Raw genomic sequence first — 18389 nt, 5'->3', positions numbered from 1 at the left:
TTGCATATAATTATTTTCTCACGATTACTTTCTTTGTAAATGTTCTGGCTTCTGAAGTATAAGTAACAAGATATACTCCGGTACTTATAATTTGATCAAAACTTAATTCAGTATTGGCCGAAGCGGGATAATGCTGAAGTATCTTTCCATTTAAATTGCTCAGACTGATAGTACCTTCTTCCCCCACATGTACATTCATTCTTACGCCAATTGAACCCTGATCACTTTTCAGAATAAAAGGTTCTATTATAATTTCTGTTGGTTGCAGCTTTCCGGTACCAAAACTCAGGTAGAAACGATCATTTATTAAACCTTCTGAAAGATTAACCTGGTAAATTTCATCTCTCAAATCTGTTACCGTATTTCTATATTTATCTACCAGATAAATGGAAGTCTGACCAGAAAAGTTTTTCAGATCCTTCAACCTGAACTCAATGGCACCACTTTGTTGGAGATTCAGTCCTATTGGGATCTGATCTTTATTATTTTCTTCAGATAGCACTAGAGATTTGATACTTGCTTCCAGTCTATCTTCAGTAATTATATATAGATTAGGAACCTTAGTATTCATATTCATAAGTTTTAAAGCGTCTTTCTGCTTATCAAACTTTTCAGTTGCATGATGATCATCATAGAGAACAATAGCATCTTCAGCAATGGAAGAAGTGAAGCTTGCGGTGATACGGGCAAGTGTTATATCCTGTTCCTTCTGTTTATAAAATGCTTGTGTGAAATCATTAATTCTTACCGAGTTATCCATAGATAGATTTGAACTCGAGGCCCCATTGGTCGCATGTATAAAAAACCCTTGCATTGAAGGTATTACGCCTCCGGATTCACCAGTAGAACTTACACCAGCAACGTACGAGGAGTAAGTGCCTTCGTATTGCTCGCCATTGGTAGAGTTGAAAAAATAAACCGCATTGTCAATGTTAGTGGTCATAGCAGAAACCTTATTCCAGTCAATAGGAGAGGGATAAGGATTTGCTGCCAGGTGAAAACCTTTGGTATATTTTCCGTGGATACTGTTAAGACCTCTGCTGATGGAGCCATTATTCACATTTCCCTCTAATTCTATGTAAACGGGTAAATTTTCTGTACCAAAATTGAAGGCATAACCTTCGAGTGGATTCATCGCGTTTGTAGCGACATCATAAGCCTCCCAGCCAGTAAGTTCATTTCCATCAGCATCCTTTTTCCCTTCATTATATTGATAAACATTGGGAAAGTCTGAGCCTAAACTTACATATGCACCAAAATCACCAATCCTGGAGTTGCTGAAAGGACTTCCAAAATATTTGTAACCCGAAGCAGTTTCAAGGTAACGCTGCATTTTGATACTGCCGCTAATAGTTCCTGTTCCAGATCCATCAATAAGGGCAGTTTGTTCATTATTGCTAACTAAAGTGACCGAGTCACTTGTAGTGAAGGTTCCGCGGGTTATTTTTAGCCACCCAAGAATATCAAGGTTCGAATTATTGTTAACCTGGGTAGCATTGTCAATCTCAAGATTAAGGATTGTACCTTCCTGGATTATCGTATTATTTATAAGTTGAAGCGTGCTTCCTTTGAAAGCCAACGTGCCGGAATCTACATCGATTTGCCCGGGACCTGATATTTCACCATATATCTCCAGAGTATTATTCAAAACTTCCAATTTGCTGCCGTCCTCCAGAATCATATTTCGAACTTTTGCAGCAGCACCATTATCCAGGATTGGATAATTCTGCAATCCCTGTGGAATCGTAACATCTGTTTCCTGGGTGGGTAGGGTCTCACACAACCAGTTTAATGGATCATTCCAGTCATTCCCAACAGCCCCAGACCATTCGAAGAGTTCGTTAATGATGATTAGTGCTGGCTTCGAAAATGTTACTTTACACCCATTCACACTTCTACCTGGAGAATCTGGAATAGCTTTAACTCTAACCCTGTATAAAACTCCTTCCAGATCGCTTGAAATATTTGTTAGGATTAGATCTTTCGTCGTTTCACCATCGATATCTGTATAACTAGTATCTCCGGGAGTTTTTTGTTGCCACTGGTAACTAAATTGCTGATCACTGGTAACCTGGGTGATAAAGCTAACCGAAGAACCAGTACAACCCACCTGGTTGCCCGGACTAACCAGATCAAAACAATTGAGTTTATCTGCTATTGCAGGAGGGAAGTCTGAAATGTTGTCTTCAAAACTATCTTCAGACCCATAATCACAATCTGTTTCAGCAACTCCTGTGGTATCTCCTGCATAGTCATCACAGCTGGCAAAATCATCCTGCCAGCCATCAACAACACCGAAAATATACACATTCCCATCATCGATATCTATGGAGGCCTGATCTGATCCTGAGGTTCTTGTAAAATCACCCATCACGATTAAATAGGATGAAATACTTATATCAACCTTATTACTTCCAATAAAATTCCCGTATACGATCACTACTGCATCCGGACCCATGGTGAACTGCGATTTGTTTCCAGACATGTCTAAATCGCCATAGACCAGTAACGTTCCATTTACAATAAGATGGCTATCATTTCTGGGTAAAGTTACAGAAGAGTATTCTTCAGTTGAGTCTAGAAGTACCGTATGAAGGCCATTGATTGTAAAAGCATCCTGAGCAAACGATTCGTTTGCGAGGAAGATAAAAATAAAAAAGACATAAAGATTTCTGAGGCGAGAGAAGAGCATTGGTTTATTCAAGATCAAAAACCTTTTTTCCCATTACATCACCTTCTTCAGTTTCATAAATTATATGCAGTGATCCCTTGGAAAGATCGATCTGCTCTGTGTCCTGTAATTCGAAGCTAAAGCGACGCTTAGGGTTAGGAGCATATACCGCAATACCCTTTACCTGCCCAACCAATACCGGGTCGCCAACTTCTGAATGATGCATTACACGGAGATTACCATAGGTAGACATGTTACCGCTTCTATCAAGATCCATACTTAGCTTGTGGGTATCCCTGTTCAATGCTAAGTTGGTAAGTTCAATTTTGGTTGTAGATGTCCCCACTTTAATGATCACAGGTATACTAATTCCAAAGACCGTTTTAATATTCAGAGAAATACCATTTTGATTATTTTGAGCTTCGTCGCTGCCTAATGCAGTTTGCTTCTCGATCGCTCTAAAGTAAAGATGCGATCTATATTCCCTGTTCTCAAGTTCACTGGACTTAGTAATTTGCAATTTTACAGTTTGCGCCTCATTCGGCGCCAGTCTTACTCTGCGTGGATAGTATCTCAAATTCTTATCAGCAAAGAACTGTCCTTCCTCTGGTTCAGTAATTTCTACAAAGCCTCCAGCTTCTTTCATTTTATACTGAATAAAGGATATAGCGTAGGAGGCAGTATCAGTACCTGTATTTACGAGATTCACTTCTTGACTCCGTTGGTTACCGTCAAATACCACTCGTTTTGGCATGATCATAAGATCACCCTGTGCTTTAGACACGACAGTAATTAAAAGAAAAGAAAGGAAAAAGATAGATTTTAATTGCATGGGGTGGCATTTAATCCAGGAATGATTAATTATAACTTACCGTTACATTAAATCCGGAGGAGTTCGTGTAAAATCCTGCAGCCTGATTGGCTTCGAGGTTTAAAGTTGCTCCAATTTTAAGTATATCGAGATCATCTCCAGATAGTTCAGGAATGGCCGTGAATTCATTTATTAGGAGAAATTGATTTGGATTATTCTCATTAAATAGTTTAAAGTTTTCCGGCAGGGTAATAGAATAATTATAGCTGCCATGCTTTACAATGGCTTCAGCAGCACTCACCTGTCCAGGATTCCCGGGCGATAATTGAAGTCCATAAGCTGTTCTACTCCCTTCCGGAGATAGAATTACTCTACCGGGATTATACCCACTTATCACATTACCAAAATGTAGATCTACGCTTTTTGTAATTTCAATAGGTTCAACGACTGCAGCAGTTGAATTTATAACTGCACTTGCAGAAACCTGAGCAAATGAGTAGCCTGTAGATACAACAAGAAGCAAAGAGTAGTAAAATCTTTTCATGAATGGAACGTACAATTAAACAAAATGATAAAAAAAGCCGCCATTTTCGATGACGGCGTTTTCCTATTAATAGTATCAATGAAATGATTTGTTTATTCGTAACTCACAGTAACTTTAACGTTACCAGCATATGTTGCAACTCCTTGATCAGGGTTAACCGCAAGGGTTCCTCCAACATATATCGTCTGAGTTCCTGAAGAAGTTGTTCCAGCAAGATTTGTTACTGGAGTCAATTCCATACTTGTTTGACCTGTAGCCGTTAAATCCGAAGCCTCTAAAGTAATTGTATAAGTTAGATCACCTCCTGTAATATCGAAAGAAGCGGCTTGATTGTCTGAAGTTGGTGCATCCATATCTGAAGCGATGGTTCTAGTACCTGCAGCATCCGCGGCAATGGAAACGTTTCCACCTGCAGCAGAACCTATGATCTTACCGAAATTAAGATCGTTTGTTTTTACAACTTTTAGAGGACTTACAATTACTGCATTTGTAGTGGCAGTAGCATTTGATGATCCTTGAGAGTATCCAAGTGCGGACACAAGTAACATTGCTAGTAGCGCAATTCTTTTCATAACGAGTAGGTTTTTGGTTTGTTAGTTTGGTAAAGATGACTTTATTGAAGTCCTACAAACAAACTTATTCGATGAAATGAATGAAATAATCGTTGAGTAGCTTTTTAGTGTCGACGAGTGGATAGAGATTAACATATTTATAAAATTTTAATGAAATCTCAAATCGCAACTGCTTGTAAGTATTAGCCTACGCACAATTTTTTAATTATAACTAACTACTACAGCTATAGGAGTAGAGCTGCTGTAAATCCCTGGATCTAATCCAGGTTGTAATTCTAAAGTGGCGCCAACCTTAATAATTTGTGTATCCTTATCTAAGGTTTGCGTATCAATATCTGTTTTGAAATCTTTAAGGATGATCTCTGTGGAACCATTGCTTAATTTAATATTTTGCTCTGGAATCTGTACGCTGTATGCATAACCATTTTGGCCGCTAACTTTCAGGTTTGCAGCTGTTGCACTAGTGGAATTCTTAAGAATCGCTCCGCCATTTGCAGTTCTGCTATCATCAGTATTTAGAGTTACCTGACCTCCATACTGGGCATCCACATCAGCGAAATTCATATTGCGAGTTGTTTGTAAAGTTATAGGTTCAACGATGGTAACGGAAGCTGTAAAAGTTGCGGTAGCACTATTTTGTGCTACCGATTCATAGGTGCTTACAAACATTAAAAGGCTAAATAAATATTTTACAAAACTTCTTTTCATATTTCAAATATAGATAAACAACACAAAACATCGATAAAGAACACGGTAATATCGATGAAATACATTTATATTTAACAATTCAGTAACATTTTAGCGAGGAATCTTAATTTTTTTAACAGGAATCAGAATCGAATGATGATATAAACAAAAATAAACCGCTGACAAGCAGCGGTTTATTCTCGTGTAACTATCTGGATATTAATTAGAAGAACTTAAGTTTTCACCTGATTTCTCATTTTCCGCATTAGCGCCTTTCTTATTGAATTGCATATTTTCCTCATCTACCAGGTGTGTTTTGTCTTCTGGTTTCGTATCGTTACTCGCTGGAATGTCAATTTCATCGGGCGTAAAATTTACTTGCTCTTTTTGATCAAGATCCTTATCCTGTCCTTTATTCATACTTCTACCTTTCTCATTCAAGGCTTCTTTATCCTCTTTTGTGATCTCAGGATTGTATGGAAGATCTTTATTATCTGACTGTACTAATTTCGAACTACTGGATTCTGTCTTTACTTTTTTCATAATTTCAGTTTTATGGAATATACGAAGCGATTTTCGGAGATACCGTGAATAGGAAGTTAATCTACAGTTAATGGAAATAAAAAAAGAGAGCCGAAGCTCTCTTTCAATAGTATGTATATAAATAGATGATCTATTCAGTATCAGCCATAGTCCCATCAGATTCCAGCATCGCAAAGAATTTATCCAGATTTGGGATAATTACGATTCGGGTTCTTCTGTTTTTAGCCATATTGTCTTTATTAGTATTATCAACTAATGGTTGGTAACTACTTCTTCCGGCAGCAATTAATTTCGAAGGCTCTACATTATATTTATCCTGCAGAATTCTCACAATTGAAGTTGCTCTTCGAACACTTAGATCCCAGTTATCCTGAAGGTAAGATTCTTTCACCATAGTTCTATCATCGGTATGACCTTCGATCATAACTTCCATAGCTGGTTCGCTGTTAATCACTTCAGCTAATTTCTTCAGTAGTGGTTGAGCTTCTTTTGTTACCCTGTAACTTCCGCTACCAAATAATAATTTATCTGAAACATTGATCATCACAACGGTTTCATCTACATTGATATCAATATCATCTGCATCAGCTCCTTCAGAAATATTCTGCTTTAGATTATATGAAACGGCAAGGTTAATACTATCCTCTAAAGTTTCTGCTCCTTTCACCTTTTCAGGATCGATCTTAGCAATAGTGGATTTCATCTTCTCTTTTGTCTTTTTAGACATTACGGTGAGATCATTCATCTCCATCATTCCTTCATTCTCCGTTCTAAGTGAATTAATTTTGGAATTATAATCGGCAACACGTTCTTCTATACGTGCATACTTTTCTTCAATTTCTTCTTTCTCAACCTGTGTTTTTTGAAGTGTACTTCTTGTATCATTAAGTTGACCTTCCAATTCAACATATTTCTTTTTAGAAACACATGAGGTCAAAAGACCTGCGGTTAATACGGTAGCTGTGATTACTTTTCTCATAATTTAGTTTAATTCTTAGTATTCTTATTTAGTTAATACTTTTCACATCTTGCTACAATAATGCCATATGAAACAATAATGCTGCTTCCTGCTTCCGATAATTCGCTCTAAAACTTAGCGGCTGCGACCACTTAGTCTCTGGAAACAAGCGGTTTGAAGTATTTTGGTTTCATTTATCAAATGAAATTGAATAACAGGCTTTCCTGAATTTGGATAGCAGATTCATATTGTAATTGTGTAGATTATCACTCCAATTTGGTGACAATTTCTACAATTTAAGCTCATTAAATTCCAGATTGAGAAGGTTCATAACATATTCTATAGACATTTAACAGAAGTTTATTAGTAAACATTGCGCAATAACTTCGCCGTAATACATCTAAACGATAACTTTGGAAACTTCTAAATTTCAGTTTTTTGAGCACAGCCAAAGCACGCTTTATCAAGATTTTAAAAATAATTGGGAAGATCTTTCTGGGGATTCTCATTTTGTTAGTTCTTATCCTTCTATTCGTAAGAAGTCCCTGGGGACAGAATATTATAAAAGACAAGTTTATATCCTCCATAGAAAAGAAGAGTGGAGCTAAGATCGACCTGGAAAGAATCTATATTCAATTTAACGGAAATATCGAAGTTGATGATCTTTATATCGAACATCCAGATGGCGATACCATTGTATATAGTGAACATATAACTGCGAATATCCCTTTTATGCCTCTCATAAAAGGAAATGGATTCATTCTGGACGCTTTGGAAGCTCGTCGTGTTCGTGCTAATATTATTCGGGAAGATTCTATCACGGGATTTAATTATGAGGTTCTAATGAAGGCATTTGCTTCAGATACCACACAAACTGCAACCACCCCGGCCGATACGACTAGTTCAAGTATGCAGATATCTCTTGGGGAATTTGATCTGAAAGAATTTGATGTCGATTACGTAGATAAGGTGAGTGGTATAGATACCAAGGCAAAATTTAGTGAACTTCAGCTTTCTTTTGCTAAAACAGATCTTACCAATATGGCTTTTGTAGTCGAAGAAGCTATTCTAAATAACGCGCAGGTCACCTATAATCAAACGAAGCCTTTTCCTCCTTCTGAAGGTGAAACAAGTCCCGCACCTGTTTTTGAAGTTAGAAAACTAAATCTTAGTGACGTTCGGGCCAGTTATAATTCCAGTCCCGATTCTATTTCAGCAGATATGAAAATTAATTTGCTGGAAACAAGTCAGTCGAATTTCAATTTAAAGGATAGCATTATCTCTTCTGAATTGCTGAAACTTCATGATTCAGATATTATACTTGTACTACAGCAAAATACTACTTCAGCAACAACAGATGAGCAGGAGAGTGGTGCAACTGAAGCTTTTACGTGGCCCGAATGGAAGATCAATGTTGAGAAAATAGACCTTTCTAATAATAACATTCTCTACCGCGTGAATGGAGCTCAGGTACAGAAAGGAACTTTTAACCCAGATATTCTGAAAATTAAGGATCTTGATTTACAGGCTTCTAATATTTCTTACGCACCTGAAAATGCGAGTTTAAATATTACAGAATTCAATTTTTCGGAAGCTTCTGGTATTGAGATAGATCAATTCAATCTTAAAGCTGAACTTACCAAAGAACAGATACAACTCACAGATATTACTTTCGACGGAATTGGGAACAGTTTCAACGGAGATCTACAGCTTAAGTACAATGACCTGGATGCCTTGATGAAAGATCCAGGAAAAGCCAGTCTGCAGGCTGATCTTTCAGACATAAATTTAGAGCTGAGCGAATTCTTCAGATTTCAGCCAGATCTTAGAGAGAACGAATATTTAAAAAACCTGGCAAAATCACCAGTTAAAGGAAATCTTTCCATTAATGGGAAAGTTAATAATCTAAACCTGTCAAATCTAAATTTACGCTGGAGAAATACGACCATTCAAGGTAGCGGCAGTATCGTAAATGCTCAGGACCCAGAAAATTTAAGTTTTAATCTTCCAAATGTTAGACTTTCTTCCACTCGAAAAGATCTACAAAACTTTGTAAGCGAAGCTGATCTTGGGATGCAAATTCCAAAAAAGATCAGTATTAATGGAAGTTTTAGAGGTAATATGGAAAAGGTGAGCACGAATGCTAAGATCGCTACTACCGATGGTAATATTAACGTTAATGGGAACTTTGAATTTGGAGATCAGATCGCTTTTGATGCAGAAGTCCAGGGTGATGGAATATCTCTAGGAAGATTACTTCAAAATGAAGCCCTTGGAGATTTGCAAATAGATATAAAACTTACCGGAAGTGGAAATTCTGTAGCAGATCTTAATGCGAGTCTTGATTCAACAATAGAGAGTTTTACATATAACGGATACGAATTCAGACAGATCGATATAACCGGGGAACTCGAAAACGGAAAGGGACCTATAAACCTAATGTATCAAGACTCAAATCTGGACATGGAAGCGCAATTGGATGTTGCCTTAGATTCTGTTTCTCCGAGAGTAGATTTTAGCTTATACCTGGATGGTGCAGATCTGGAAGCTCTGGGAATCACTCAAAAAACAATTAAAGCCGCATTCGAATTACAGGGCTGGTTTGAAGGAAATTCTTCGGAATATGAACTTGAAGCCGAGATCATTGATGGAGTAGCGGTTTATAATAACAAAGCCTATTTATTAGGTAGCTTTAAAGCAGATGCATTTGTAAGACAGGATACTACTTCCGTAGACATTAATAACAGAATTCTGAATCTTGACCTTAAATCTAATGCGACACCTGCAGCCTTTTCAGCAGCCATAGATCGGCATTTCAAGAGATATATTACTGAAAATTATAGGGAGGACTCTATTTTCAATCCTGTCAATATGAAGATCAATGCGAAGATTAGTGAAGCACCAATACTAACAGAAGTGTTTCTCATTAATCTGCAAAAACTGGATACGGTTAATATAGATGTTGACTTTGCAGAATCTGAAAGAAGGTTGGATGCCAATATCGATGTACCCTTTGTGAATTACTTCAATAGTGAGATCGATAGTTTAAAACTGGATTTTAGATCCAATCCACAGGATCTAAAATTCGAGTTCGCATTCAAAGAATTAAATACCGGTCCGCTGGCTATAAAACGTACCATAATTGGAGGTGATGTTCAGAGTAGAAAATTGAATCTTGAATTCACCTCGGTTTATGACACTATCCAGGTTGTTCACGCTACTTCACAATTGAATTTCCAGGGTGATACCTTGCAATTTCATATCGATAATAAAGACCTGATTTTAAATGGTAATCCATGGCAAATAGAGGATTCGAATATGCTGAGTTTTGATACGGGCTATCTAAATTTCCAGAACTTTAGACTGTTTAGAGAAGATCAGGAAATGCGCATAAGCAATGATAAACCCGGTGTTGAAAAAGAGCACTTAAGCCTTGACTTTAAAAACTTTAAGTTAGCCGCACTTTTGAGTTATCTGAATCCTGAAGAGAAGCTGGCACAAGGTCAGGTGAACGGAAACATCGTATATGAAGAACCTTTTGGAGAGACAGGTCTCCTGGCAGATATGGAGATCAACAAATTATCTATGCTAGGCGTGGACATGGGCACTCTTAGTTTACAGGGGAACTCTTCTGGATTTAGTCAGTATGATTTCGAGATGGCGATGAAAGGTGGGGAGATCGACCTGGATCTTGTTGGTTCTTATATCGCTGCTGAACCTTCAGCAAAACTGGATCTAAATCTTGATTTGAATGAAATTCGTATGACTGCCCTGGAAGGTTTTTCCCAGGGAGAGATTAAAAATGCCGATGGAAGCTTCAGCGGGAATTTCAAACTCAACGGAACTTTATTAGAGCCGGTTTATGAAGGAAATCTGCAATTTGACGCTGCTTCATTTAATATTGCGATGCTCGATTCTCAATTTACCTTGCCAGATGAGCAGCTTGATATGGATAATCAGGGTGTATATTTTAATAACTTTGAGATCGTTGATTCTGAAAGTAATTCAATCGTTGTCAATGGAGAAGTCACAACTCCAACCTTTTTAAATCCAGGGTTTGATCTAGATGTTCAGGCAGAAAACTTTAAACTTATTAATTCTACGGAAGAGGATAATGACCTTTTTTACGGAACTGCAGTTGTTGATGTGGATGCTCAAATTAAGGGGGATCTTACTTTACCCAAAGTCACCATGAATGTTGATGTACGAAAAAGTACAAATCTTACTTATGTGGTACCAGAAACCGAACTTCAAATGAAGGAAAGGGACGGTATCGTTATTTTTGTGAATAAGGAAAACCCGAACGATATTCTAACTGAAACTGAAGAAGAAAGCTATGTAGTTTCTGGTTATGATATCTTCACCAGGTTGACCGTAAATGAAGGAGCAAAATTTAATGTGATTATCAACCAGGAAACTGGTGATATTTTCCAGGTTCAGGGAGAAGGAGATTTTATCTTTAATATGTATCCAAACGGTAGAACAGCCCTTACGGGAATTTACAATATTAACGATGGGTATTATGAGATGAGTCTCTATAACCTTGTTAAAAGGAGATTTGACATAGCAGATGGAAGTCGTGTTTCCTGGGCGGGAGATCCTTTTGATGCCCAACTGGATGTAAGAGCTATATACAATGTTGAAACTGCAGCTTCAGGATTACTTTCGTCAAGTTTAACCGCTGTAGATCCAAGTGATGAAGGAATGTATCGACAGGAACTTCCTTTTTTGGTTTATCTAAACGTAAACGGAGATCTTATGGCTCCAAAAATTTCCTTTGGATTAGATATGCCAGAAGATGAACGTGGTGCAATTAGCGGAGAAGTATATAACAGAGTTCAGCAATTGAACAGCCAGGAACAGGAGTTGAATAAACAGGTGTTTTCATTACTCGTTCTAAACAGGTTCTTTCCGGAAGGCGGAAGTACAGGTGCAGGTGGTGGCACCATGGATGTAGCCAGAGATAACCTGAACAGCGCATTATCAGACCAGTTAAACATGTTATCAAGCAAAGTACTTGGTAACAGCGGACTGCAATTGAATTTTAATCTTGATAGTTATACAGATTACCAGGGTGATAATGGACCTCAGGATCGTACGCAATTAGATATTAGTGCTCAGAAAGCATTTCTTGAGGACAGGTTGATCGTAGAAGTGGGAAGTGCCGTAGATATTCAGGGAGGTAACCAGGCAGGGCAGGAGGCAAGTCCGGTTATAGGAAATGTAAGTATTTCCTACCTTCTTGATGAAAATGGTATCTGGAGATTGAAAGGTTTCAGTAGAAGTCAGTACGAAAATGTGATCGACGGGCAGTTGGTAGTGAGTGGTATTTCCCTAATTTTCACCAAAGAATTTAACAAGTTCAAGAACATGTTTGAGAAGGCGGTGATGGAAGAAGTAAAGAAGGAAAAGAAAGAACCTGAAGACACCGAAAGTTCAGAAGGTACAGAAAGCACAGAAAATGAAAATTAGAATTTCAGTAAACATATTTATAGCTCTGGCACTATTTCAGTCCTGCAGCGTGGAAAAATTTATACCTGAAGAAGAATCACTTTATACCGGTGCCGAGATCAGTATAGAATCTGATACTGTAATTAAAGAGGAACCTCAATTAAAAGCTGAGTTGCAGAGTGTTCTAAGACCAGAACCGAACGCGCAAATCCTGGGAATGAGACCGGGACTTTACTTTCACTATAAAGCACAACGCGAAAAGCCGGGAATCATCAATAAATTTTTAAACAAAAAATTAGGAGAGGAACCGGTCTATCTTTCAGATGTTGATCTTGAAAATACTGAGGAATTACTTCTGAATAGATTGGAAAACAGAGGTTTCTTTTATTCGAATGTAACTTCAGAAGAATTAAAAGATGAAGATGCTAAAACAGCTTCTGTAAATTATGATCTTAATGTGCCAGAGCCTTACACCATGGCTACATATCAGCTTGATAATGACACCTTGTTAGTGTATCGCGAGATCAAAAGTAATCTGGAAAAGACATTGCTGGAAGATGGGATGAGATTTGATCTTCCGAAGTTAAAATTGGAGAGAGAACGTATCGATCTTTTTCTTAAAGGTGAAGGATATTATAACTTCAATCCCGGCTTTTTAATTTTTGAAGCCGATACAAATCAATACGATAAGAAAAAATTTGATCTGTTTCTTAGACTTAAGAAGGATGTTCCTGCAAAATCTGTTATTCCTTACAGGATTTCGAACGTAAATGTATATGCAAATTACAATGTAGATGAAGATAGCGTTACCAATAATTATAAGCGTTTTGAGGATAAAAACTACTTCCAGGATGAACTGTTCTTCAAACCGAAGTATTTAGATCCATACCTGCTTATTGAAACAGGAGATAATTTTAGTCCGGAAGCTTCAAGAGCTACTAGTAGAAGATTAGGAACTATAGGCTCTTATAAATTCGTAAACATAAGGTATGATGAAGTAGATACCGTGGCCGTGGATAGTATTGGTCTGCTTGAAGCAAATATTTTTCTATCACCTTTAAAAAAGCGTGCAATCAAAGCAGAACTACAGGCTTTGACAAAATCCAACAATTTTGCAGGTCCGCATCTTGGAGTAACCTTTTCTAATAGAAACCTGTTTAAAGGTGGGGAGCGACTGGATATCTCAGCTAATTTTGGATATGAAGTTCAGCTTGGAGATGGAGGAATTCCAGGAAGAAATTCTTTAAATTTTGCCCTTAGTAACGATCTAATTGTACCACGTCTTCTTTTCCCTATAGAGTTTAATAATAACTTTTTTAGATATGATATTCCGAAAACCAGGATAAGTCTGGGTGGAGATTATCTAAAGAGAGCTCAGCTATTCACGCTTACGAGTCTAAACGCTGCCTTTGGTTATTTCTGGAATGCAAACAGATATGTCACTCATGAATTAAATCCAATAGATCTTAACTTCATTAGACTCGGTAATGAAAGCGAAGAATTTTTAACAATACTGGATGAGAACCCACTTCTAGAAAGTAGTTTCGACCAGGAATTTATAGCAGGTCTAACTTATTCCTTTACCTATAATGGAATGATAGATGCTTCGAAAAAGCACGTATTTTACCTCAATTCGAACTTTGATATTGCGGGTAATAGTATGAGCCTTATAGGTTCTGAAAATGAGGAAGGCAAAGATGAAGTTTTTGGACTGGATTATGCCCAATTTGCTAAACTGGACATGGACTTTCGCTATCACTATAGATTTGAGAATAAAAGTTTAATTGCCACAAGATTATTCGGCGGTTATGGAATTCCTTATGGAAATTCAGATGTAATGCCATTTAGTAAGCAATATTTTTCTGGTGGTCCATATAGTGTTAGAGCTTTTAGAACCAGATCTCTGGGGCCAGGTACTTTTCAGGGTGCAGAGGACAGTGAGCAATATCGTGACCAGTCCGGTAATATTCGAATTGAAGCCAATGCGGAATATAGGTTTCCGATTGTTACCTATTTAAATGGTGCATTTTTCGTGGACGCTGGAAATGTATGGAACAGTAAATCTCAGGAAGAAACTGGTTTTGAGGAAGGTCAATTTCAATCAGATTTTTTGAATGAACTTGGAATTGGTGCGGGAGCTGGTTTAAGAATAGATATTCAGAGTTTCGTTATAAGATTCGACCTCGCTTTTCCAATGCACGATCCAAATGAGCCACAAGGTGAAAGGTGGGTGAATGATTTTGGTAGTCCGGTGTTTAATTTCGCTATTGGATATCCTTTTTAATGCTGAAGTTTCTGACCGTAACAAAGATCGCCGGCATCACCCAAACCAGGAACTATATAACCATTTTTATCCAGTTCATTATCTATCGTAGCGATCCAGAGTTTAGAATTTTCAGGAAACTCCGTCTTTAAAAACTCAATCCCTTCCGAAGAGCCAATAACAGAAACCAGATGAATTTTTGCGGGCTTTCCCATGGGCGCAATCGCTTTTAGAACATTGCTAAAAGATTTCCCCGTTGCAAGCATGGGATCTGCCAGAATGAGAGTTTTACCTTCCAGAGAAGGCGAAGCCATATATTCCACTAGAACTTCAAAATTTTCGTCATTATCGGGATGATGTCTGTAAGCCGAAATAAAGGAATTTTCAGCATCATCAAAATAATTCAGGATTCCCTGGTGTAACGGCAAACCAGCTCTTAATATAGAACAGATCACAACCTCATTATCTGGCTGGGCAATTTCAGAAGTTCCAAGCGGAGTTTCAATTGCCTGCTTTTGATAATTGAGTTCCTGACTAAGTTCATAGGACATGATCTCTCCCAATCGCTCAATATTTCTGCGGAAGCGCATGCGGTCCTTTTGCACATGTACGTCTCTCAATTGACTTATGAATTTGTTGGCGATAGAATTATTTTGGGATAGTTCGTGAACCTGCATGTAAATCTGACTTTTATATTACTCAAAATTACTTTTTTTATTTTACTATTGAGAACACTCTCGAACTGGAATTTGTTCGTTTTCTTACTAATCTTCAAAAATGGCTGTATTTTTGATATAATTATGCTATCTAAACAATTTGCTATGAATAGATTGATACTCATATTATTAATAATTAGCTCTGCTTCTCTCTATTCTCAAATTGAGATCCCAAGAAGCACGAATACCGGTCGGCTTATTAAAGCTGAAGAATCAAATTCTACAGGTTTCCCTATCTTGAAGAGAGATAATACTGAAAAAGAAAGTCGGTTTTTAAAAGAGAAGCCTAAAGCTATAGATCTTAGGAAAAACCCTAATAATCTCCTTACTGAAGCAGATGCCATGAAAGAGAAGTGGGCGAAGGATGCTGAAGTCAAAGAGGAATATAGATTTGATCAGAGTCTTGGGAATGTGGTAACAAAAGGTAGATTTGTGGAAGTGTACTGCCGAGATCATCAGTTTATAGATGGTGATAAGGTGCAGATCATTGTAAATGGTGAATTAGTGGAAGCGAGTGTTTTACTAACGGCTGGTTTTAAACCGATTTTGGTAAACTTGCAGGAAGGCTTTAATAGTATTCAATTTGTAGCGCTCAACCAGGGAAGTTCTGGTCCTAATACTGCAGAGTTACGTGTTCTAAGCGAAAAGGGGGAGATGCTTGCTAAAAAAGAATGGAACCTGCTTACTGGCGCAAAAGCCGAATTGATCGTAGTCAAAAATTAAAAAATCCCCGGTTTAATTGAAAACTAATTAAGTATTGGTATGATTGCTAGCTATAATTTCACAATAACTTAAGGTTCCTTGACAATCTTCTGTTAATCATTCTTCCAAAGCTTCTTTAAGTTGGTAAATTGAAATCAGTTAACCAATAAAAATTAAAATTATGGGAATTGTAAAAGTGATTGAAGTGATTGCCGCTTCAGAAAAAAGTTTTGATGATGCAGTACAGAAAGCAGTTACAGAAGCTGCAAAAACGGTAAAGAATATAAGATCGGTCTATGTTAAAGAGATGAAAGCTCATGTAGATGGGGACAAGATTACTTCTTATGCTGTAAATGCAAAGATATCTTTCGATAAAACTAGTTAGTTTTAGAAACTTATATATTTAAAAAATGCCGGGCTTGCGCCCGGCATTTTTTTATACATTCAAGCATAAAAGCTTAAATTTGCATGCAAATAATTGAGAAATGCCTGCAAATATTTTAGATCACATAAGCCGGGAAATTGATCTTTCAGATTTGGAGAAATCTGAGTTTAGAAGTATTCTTTCCGAAGTTTCACTATCTAAAAAAGAACTTCTAATTAAACCTGGACAAACAGTACAAAACGAATATTTTGTAGTAGAAGGTTGTTTGCGCGCATACTATCTGGATGAACAGGGAAATAAGCATATTATCCAGTTCGCCATAGAGGATTGGTGGATCAGCGATTTCGAAGCTTTTTTTACGAATCAACCATCAAAGCTTTACGTTGAAGCAATCGAAGACTCGAAGTTATTATCGTTAAATCGTACACTTCTGGAAGAGCTATATGCTAGAATTCCGAAATTTGAACGTTTTTTCAGACTAAAAACCACCGGTGCATTTGTTTCACTTAGAAAAAGAATTCTTTCATCCCTTGAGAAATCGAATAAAGAAAGGTACCTGGATTTTTGCGAAACCTATCCAGAAATTGAAAAGCGTGTCCAGAACTATCATATCGCTAATTATCTTGGCATGAAGCCAGAGAGCCTTAGCAGGATTCGCAAAGAACTTGCTTGAGGGATCGAGTCTGGTTCCAGATAGAGATCAGACTTCGATAAACCTGTTCATGATTTTTTCAAAATTCAATTACATTTTTACCAATAGATTTGCCAGATTCCTGAAGCTTATGGACCTCTCTAAAAACTTCAGCTTTTAGACCATGGAATTCTCTGTTTTTAGTCGATATGATCTTGCCAGTATCTGCTAATTCAGCAATTCGCGCTAATATTTTATGTTGCTTATACTTATCCCTGGTATTAAACATTGGTCTCGTGAACATCAATTCCCAGTGAAAACTTACACTTTTTTCCTTTAGTACATTAAGATTTACATTCTCTGCAGTATTAACGATACAAGCGATATGACCTTGTGGGGCGATTAGTTTTGTCATCGCTTCCCAATGTCCCGATGTATCTGCGAAATTAAGAATATATGAGATCGAGTCTTTCTCATTCTTAAGTTCTTCTAACAACTTATGGTGATTTATTATTCGATCTGCACCCATCTTTTCACACCACTCAACTGTATCCTCTCGAGATGCTGTTGCGATAACTTCAAACTGAGTTAATTTTTTCAAAATTTGAATCGCAATAGAGCCTACTCCACCAGCACCACCAATAATGAGTACCTTCTCATCCATTCCGTCATTTTCAGCAATGTTCATCCTGTCAAAAATACATTCCCAGGCCGTCAATGCGGTAAGGGGTAAAGCAGCTGATTCCTTCCAGTTTAATTTGACTGGTTTTTTAGCTACAATCGCCTCGTCTATACATTGATATTCTGCATAACAACCAGGTTTCGTTATGTCACCAGCATAAAATACTTCATCTCCCACACTGAAGTTCTCGACATTAATGCCAACATTCTCAACAACTCCGGCTGCATCCCATCCAATTATTTTTGGTTCATTTAACTCCTCATTTTCCGCCGATTTTTGTCTTACTTTATAATCAACCGGGTTCACCGATATTGCTTTAATCTTTACTAGAAGTTCATTAGAACTACAGGAAGGTATATCAATTTCATATTCATTCAAACTTTCATTATTACTGATAGGGAGTGATCTTGTAAATCCAATTGCTTTCATGATTTTTATTTCAAAATAATAATTTAAATCAAAAATTACTTCAATTGCAACTAAACCTTTATCGATAATATTAGCGTAAGCCGAAGGTGATGTTCTGACGTAAAAGTTCTGAAAATGGAAATTTTCGGAACTCGACTATTTAAAGCTTTCAGAATTGATTTGCTATGACTATCTTTGTAAAAATTTTAGTGCAGGCCAGAATGGCTTATGCTCTCTGAATAAATCCTACAAAAGATAATCTTACACATTAAATTTTTCTGGTATTCGTTTAGTTGGTTCAAAGCATTGAGATTTTCAACGAATATTAATTAATTTATAGTGAATGGCAAGATCCGGACAAACCC

14 protein-coding genes are annotated in these 18389 nt (G+C 37.2%); 5 read left to right on the top strand and 9 right to left on the bottom strand.

Annotated elements, in window-relative coordinates; translation table 11 throughout:
• Positions 1-10: 10 nt before the first annotated feature.
• The 7 genes from ACNKXS_RS11845 to ACNKXS_RS11815 form a co-directional block, all read right to left on the bottom strand.
• Positions 11-2710 (bottom strand): T9SS type A sorting domain-containing protein, encoded by a 2700-nt coding sequence (locus tag ACNKXS_RS11845; RefSeq protein ID WP_417921024.1) that lies wholly within the window; start codon positions 2708-2710, stop codon positions 11-13.
• On the bottom strand, positions 2697-3503 hold the full coding sequence (locus ACNKXS_RS11840) for a fimbrial biogenesis chaperone (protein WP_417921023.1): 807 nt from the start codon (positions 3501-3503) through the stop codon (positions 2697-2699). Before ACNKXS_RS11840 ends, ACNKXS_RS11845 begins: the two co-directional genes overlap by 14 nt.
• 25 nt (positions 3504-3528) lie before the next feature.
• Positions 3529-4026 (bottom strand): DUF4402 domain-containing protein, encoded by a 498-nt coding sequence (locus ACNKXS_RS11835; protein WP_417921022.1) that lies wholly within the window; start codon positions 4024-4026, stop codon positions 3529-3531.
• 92 nt (positions 4027-4118) lie between these two features.
• A complete protein-coding gene (locus ACNKXS_RS11830; RefSeq protein WP_417921021.1) occupies positions 4119-4598 on the bottom strand; it encodes a DUF4402 domain-containing protein in 480 nt (159 codons plus the stop codon).
• A gap of 201 nt (positions 4599-4799) precedes the next feature.
• A complete protein-coding gene (locus ACNKXS_RS11825) occupies positions 4800-5306 on the bottom strand; it encodes a DUF4402 domain-containing protein (RefSeq protein WP_417921020.1) in 507 nt (168 codons plus the stop codon).
• A gap of 198 nt (positions 5307-5504) precedes the next feature.
• Positions 5505-5828, bottom strand: coding sequence for a hypothetical protein (locus tag ACNKXS_RS11820; RefSeq protein ID WP_417921019.1), 324 nt, complete (start codon positions 5826-5828; stop codon positions 5505-5507).
• A gap of 130 nt (positions 5829-5958) precedes the next feature.
• Positions 5959-6807: an OmpA/MotB family protein gene (locus ACNKXS_RS11815; RefSeq protein WP_141877768.1), complete on the bottom strand. Its 849-nt coding sequence runs from the start codon at positions 6805-6807 to the stop codon at positions 5959-5961.
• Positions 6808-7224: 417 nt separating this feature from the next.
• On the opposite strand from ACNKXS_RS11815, the gene ACNKXS_RS11810 reads away from it, so the two are divergent.
• The gene (locus ACNKXS_RS11810; RefSeq protein ID WP_417921018.1) at positions 7225-12258 is read left to right on the top strand and encodes a translocation/assembly module TamB domain-containing protein; all 5034 of its coding nucleotides are present in this window, start codon (positions 7225-7227) and stop codon (positions 12256-12258) included.
• Positions 12248-14521 carry a translocation and assembly module lipoprotein TamL gene (gene tamL / locus ACNKXS_RS11805; RefSeq protein WP_417921017.1) on the top strand — a complete coding sequence of 758 codons (2274 nt, stop codon included), beginning with the start codon at positions 12248-12250 and terminating at the stop codon, positions 14519-14521. Before ACNKXS_RS11810 ends, tamL begins: the two co-directional genes overlap by 11 nt.
• Here the strand turns inward: tamL and upp are convergent.
• Positions 14518-15177: a uracil phosphoribosyltransferase gene (gene upp / locus ACNKXS_RS11800; RefSeq protein WP_298526024.1), complete on the bottom strand. Its 660-nt coding sequence runs from the start codon at positions 15175-15177 to the stop codon at positions 14518-14520. The two genes, tamL and upp, sit on opposite strands and share 4 nt — an antisense overlap.
• Positions 15178-15321: 144 nt before the next feature.
• Between upp and ACNKXS_RS11795 the strand changes: the two genes are divergently transcribed.
• The 3 genes from ACNKXS_RS11795 to ACNKXS_RS11785 all read left to right on the top strand — a co-directional run bounded on the left by ACNKXS_RS11795 (position 15322) and on the right by ACNKXS_RS11785 (position 16976).
• Positions 15322-15939, top strand: coding sequence for a hypothetical protein (locus tag ACNKXS_RS11795; RefSeq protein ID WP_417921016.1), 618 nt, complete (start codon positions 15322-15324; stop codon positions 15937-15939).
• Positions 15940-16099: 160 nt separating this feature from the next.
• Positions 16100-16303 carry a dodecin family protein gene (locus ACNKXS_RS11790; protein WP_141877763.1) on the top strand — a complete coding sequence of 68 codons (204 nt, stop codon included), beginning with the start codon at positions 16100-16102 and terminating at the stop codon, positions 16301-16303.
• Between the two features lie 100 nt (positions 16304-16403).
• Positions 16404-16976 (top strand): Crp/Fnr family transcriptional regulator, encoded by a 573-nt coding sequence (locus ACNKXS_RS11785; protein WP_417921015.1) that lies wholly within the window; start codon positions 16404-16406, stop codon positions 16974-16976.
• Between the two features lie 58 nt (positions 16977-17034).
• Here ACNKXS_RS11785 and ACNKXS_RS11780 read toward each other — a convergent pair whose 3' ends face one another.
• Positions 17035-18045: a zinc-binding alcohol dehydrogenase family protein gene (locus ACNKXS_RS11780; RefSeq protein WP_417921014.1), complete on the bottom strand. Its 1011-nt coding sequence runs from the start codon at positions 18043-18045 to the stop codon at positions 17035-17037.
• Positions 18046-18389 lie beyond the last annotated feature (344 nt).

This window comes from Christiangramia marina (assembly GCF_048285865.1).
GTDB lineage: Bacteria > Bacteroidota > Bacteroidia > Flavobacteriales > Flavobacteriaceae > Christiangramia > Christiangramia marina.
Note: the sequence above shows the minus strand (reverse complement) of the source record. Positions and strands in the feature narration are given on the sequence as shown.

Bases quoted from the DNA above. Each gene is read 5' to 3' on its own strand.
- ACNKXS_RS11820 (WP_417921019.1), bottom strand. From the start codon at position 5,828: ATGAAAAAAGTAAAGACAGAATCCAGTAGTTCGAAATTAGTACAGTCA.
- ACNKXS_RS11780 (WP_417921014.1), bottom strand. From the start codon at position 18,045: ATGAAAGCAATTGGATTTACAAGATCACTCCCTATCAGTAATAATGAA.
- upp (WP_298526024.1), bottom strand. From the start codon at position 15,177: ATGCAGGTTCACGAACTATCCCAAAATAATTCTATCGCCAACAAATTC.
- ACNKXS_RS11825 (WP_417921020.1), bottom strand. From the start codon at position 5,306: ATGAAAAGAAGTTTTGTAAAATATTTATTTAGCCTTTTAATGTTTGTA.
- ACNKXS_RS11840 (WP_417921023.1), bottom strand. From the start codon at position 3,503: ATGCAATTAAAATCTATCTTTTTCCTTTCTTTTCTTTTAATTACTGTC.
- ACNKXS_RS11815 (WP_141877768.1), bottom strand. From the start codon at position 6,807: ATGAGAAAAGTAATCACAGCTACCGTATTAACCGCAGGTCTTTTGACC.
- ACNKXS_RS11835 (WP_417921022.1), bottom strand. From the start codon at position 4,026: ATGAAAAGATTTTACTACTCTTTGCTTCTTGTTGTATCTACAGGCTAC.
- ACNKXS_RS11790 (WP_141877763.1), top strand. From the start codon at position 16,100: ATGGGAATTGTAAAAGTGATTGAAGTGATTGCCGCTTCAGAAAAAAGT.
- ACNKXS_RS11785 (WP_417921015.1), top strand. From the start codon at position 16,404: ATGCCTGCAAATATTTTAGATCACATAAGCCGGGAAATTGATCTTTCA.
- ACNKXS_RS11795 (WP_417921016.1), top strand. From the start codon at position 15,322: ATGAATAGATTGATACTCATATTATTAATAATTAGCTCTGCTTCTCTC.
- tamL (WP_417921017.1), top strand. From the start codon at position 12,248: ATGAAAATTAGAATTTCAGTAAACATATTTATAGCTCTGGCACTATTT.
- ACNKXS_RS11830 (WP_417921021.1), bottom strand. From the start codon at position 4,598: ATGAAAAGAATTGCGCTACTAGCAATGTTACTTGTGTCCGCACTTGGA.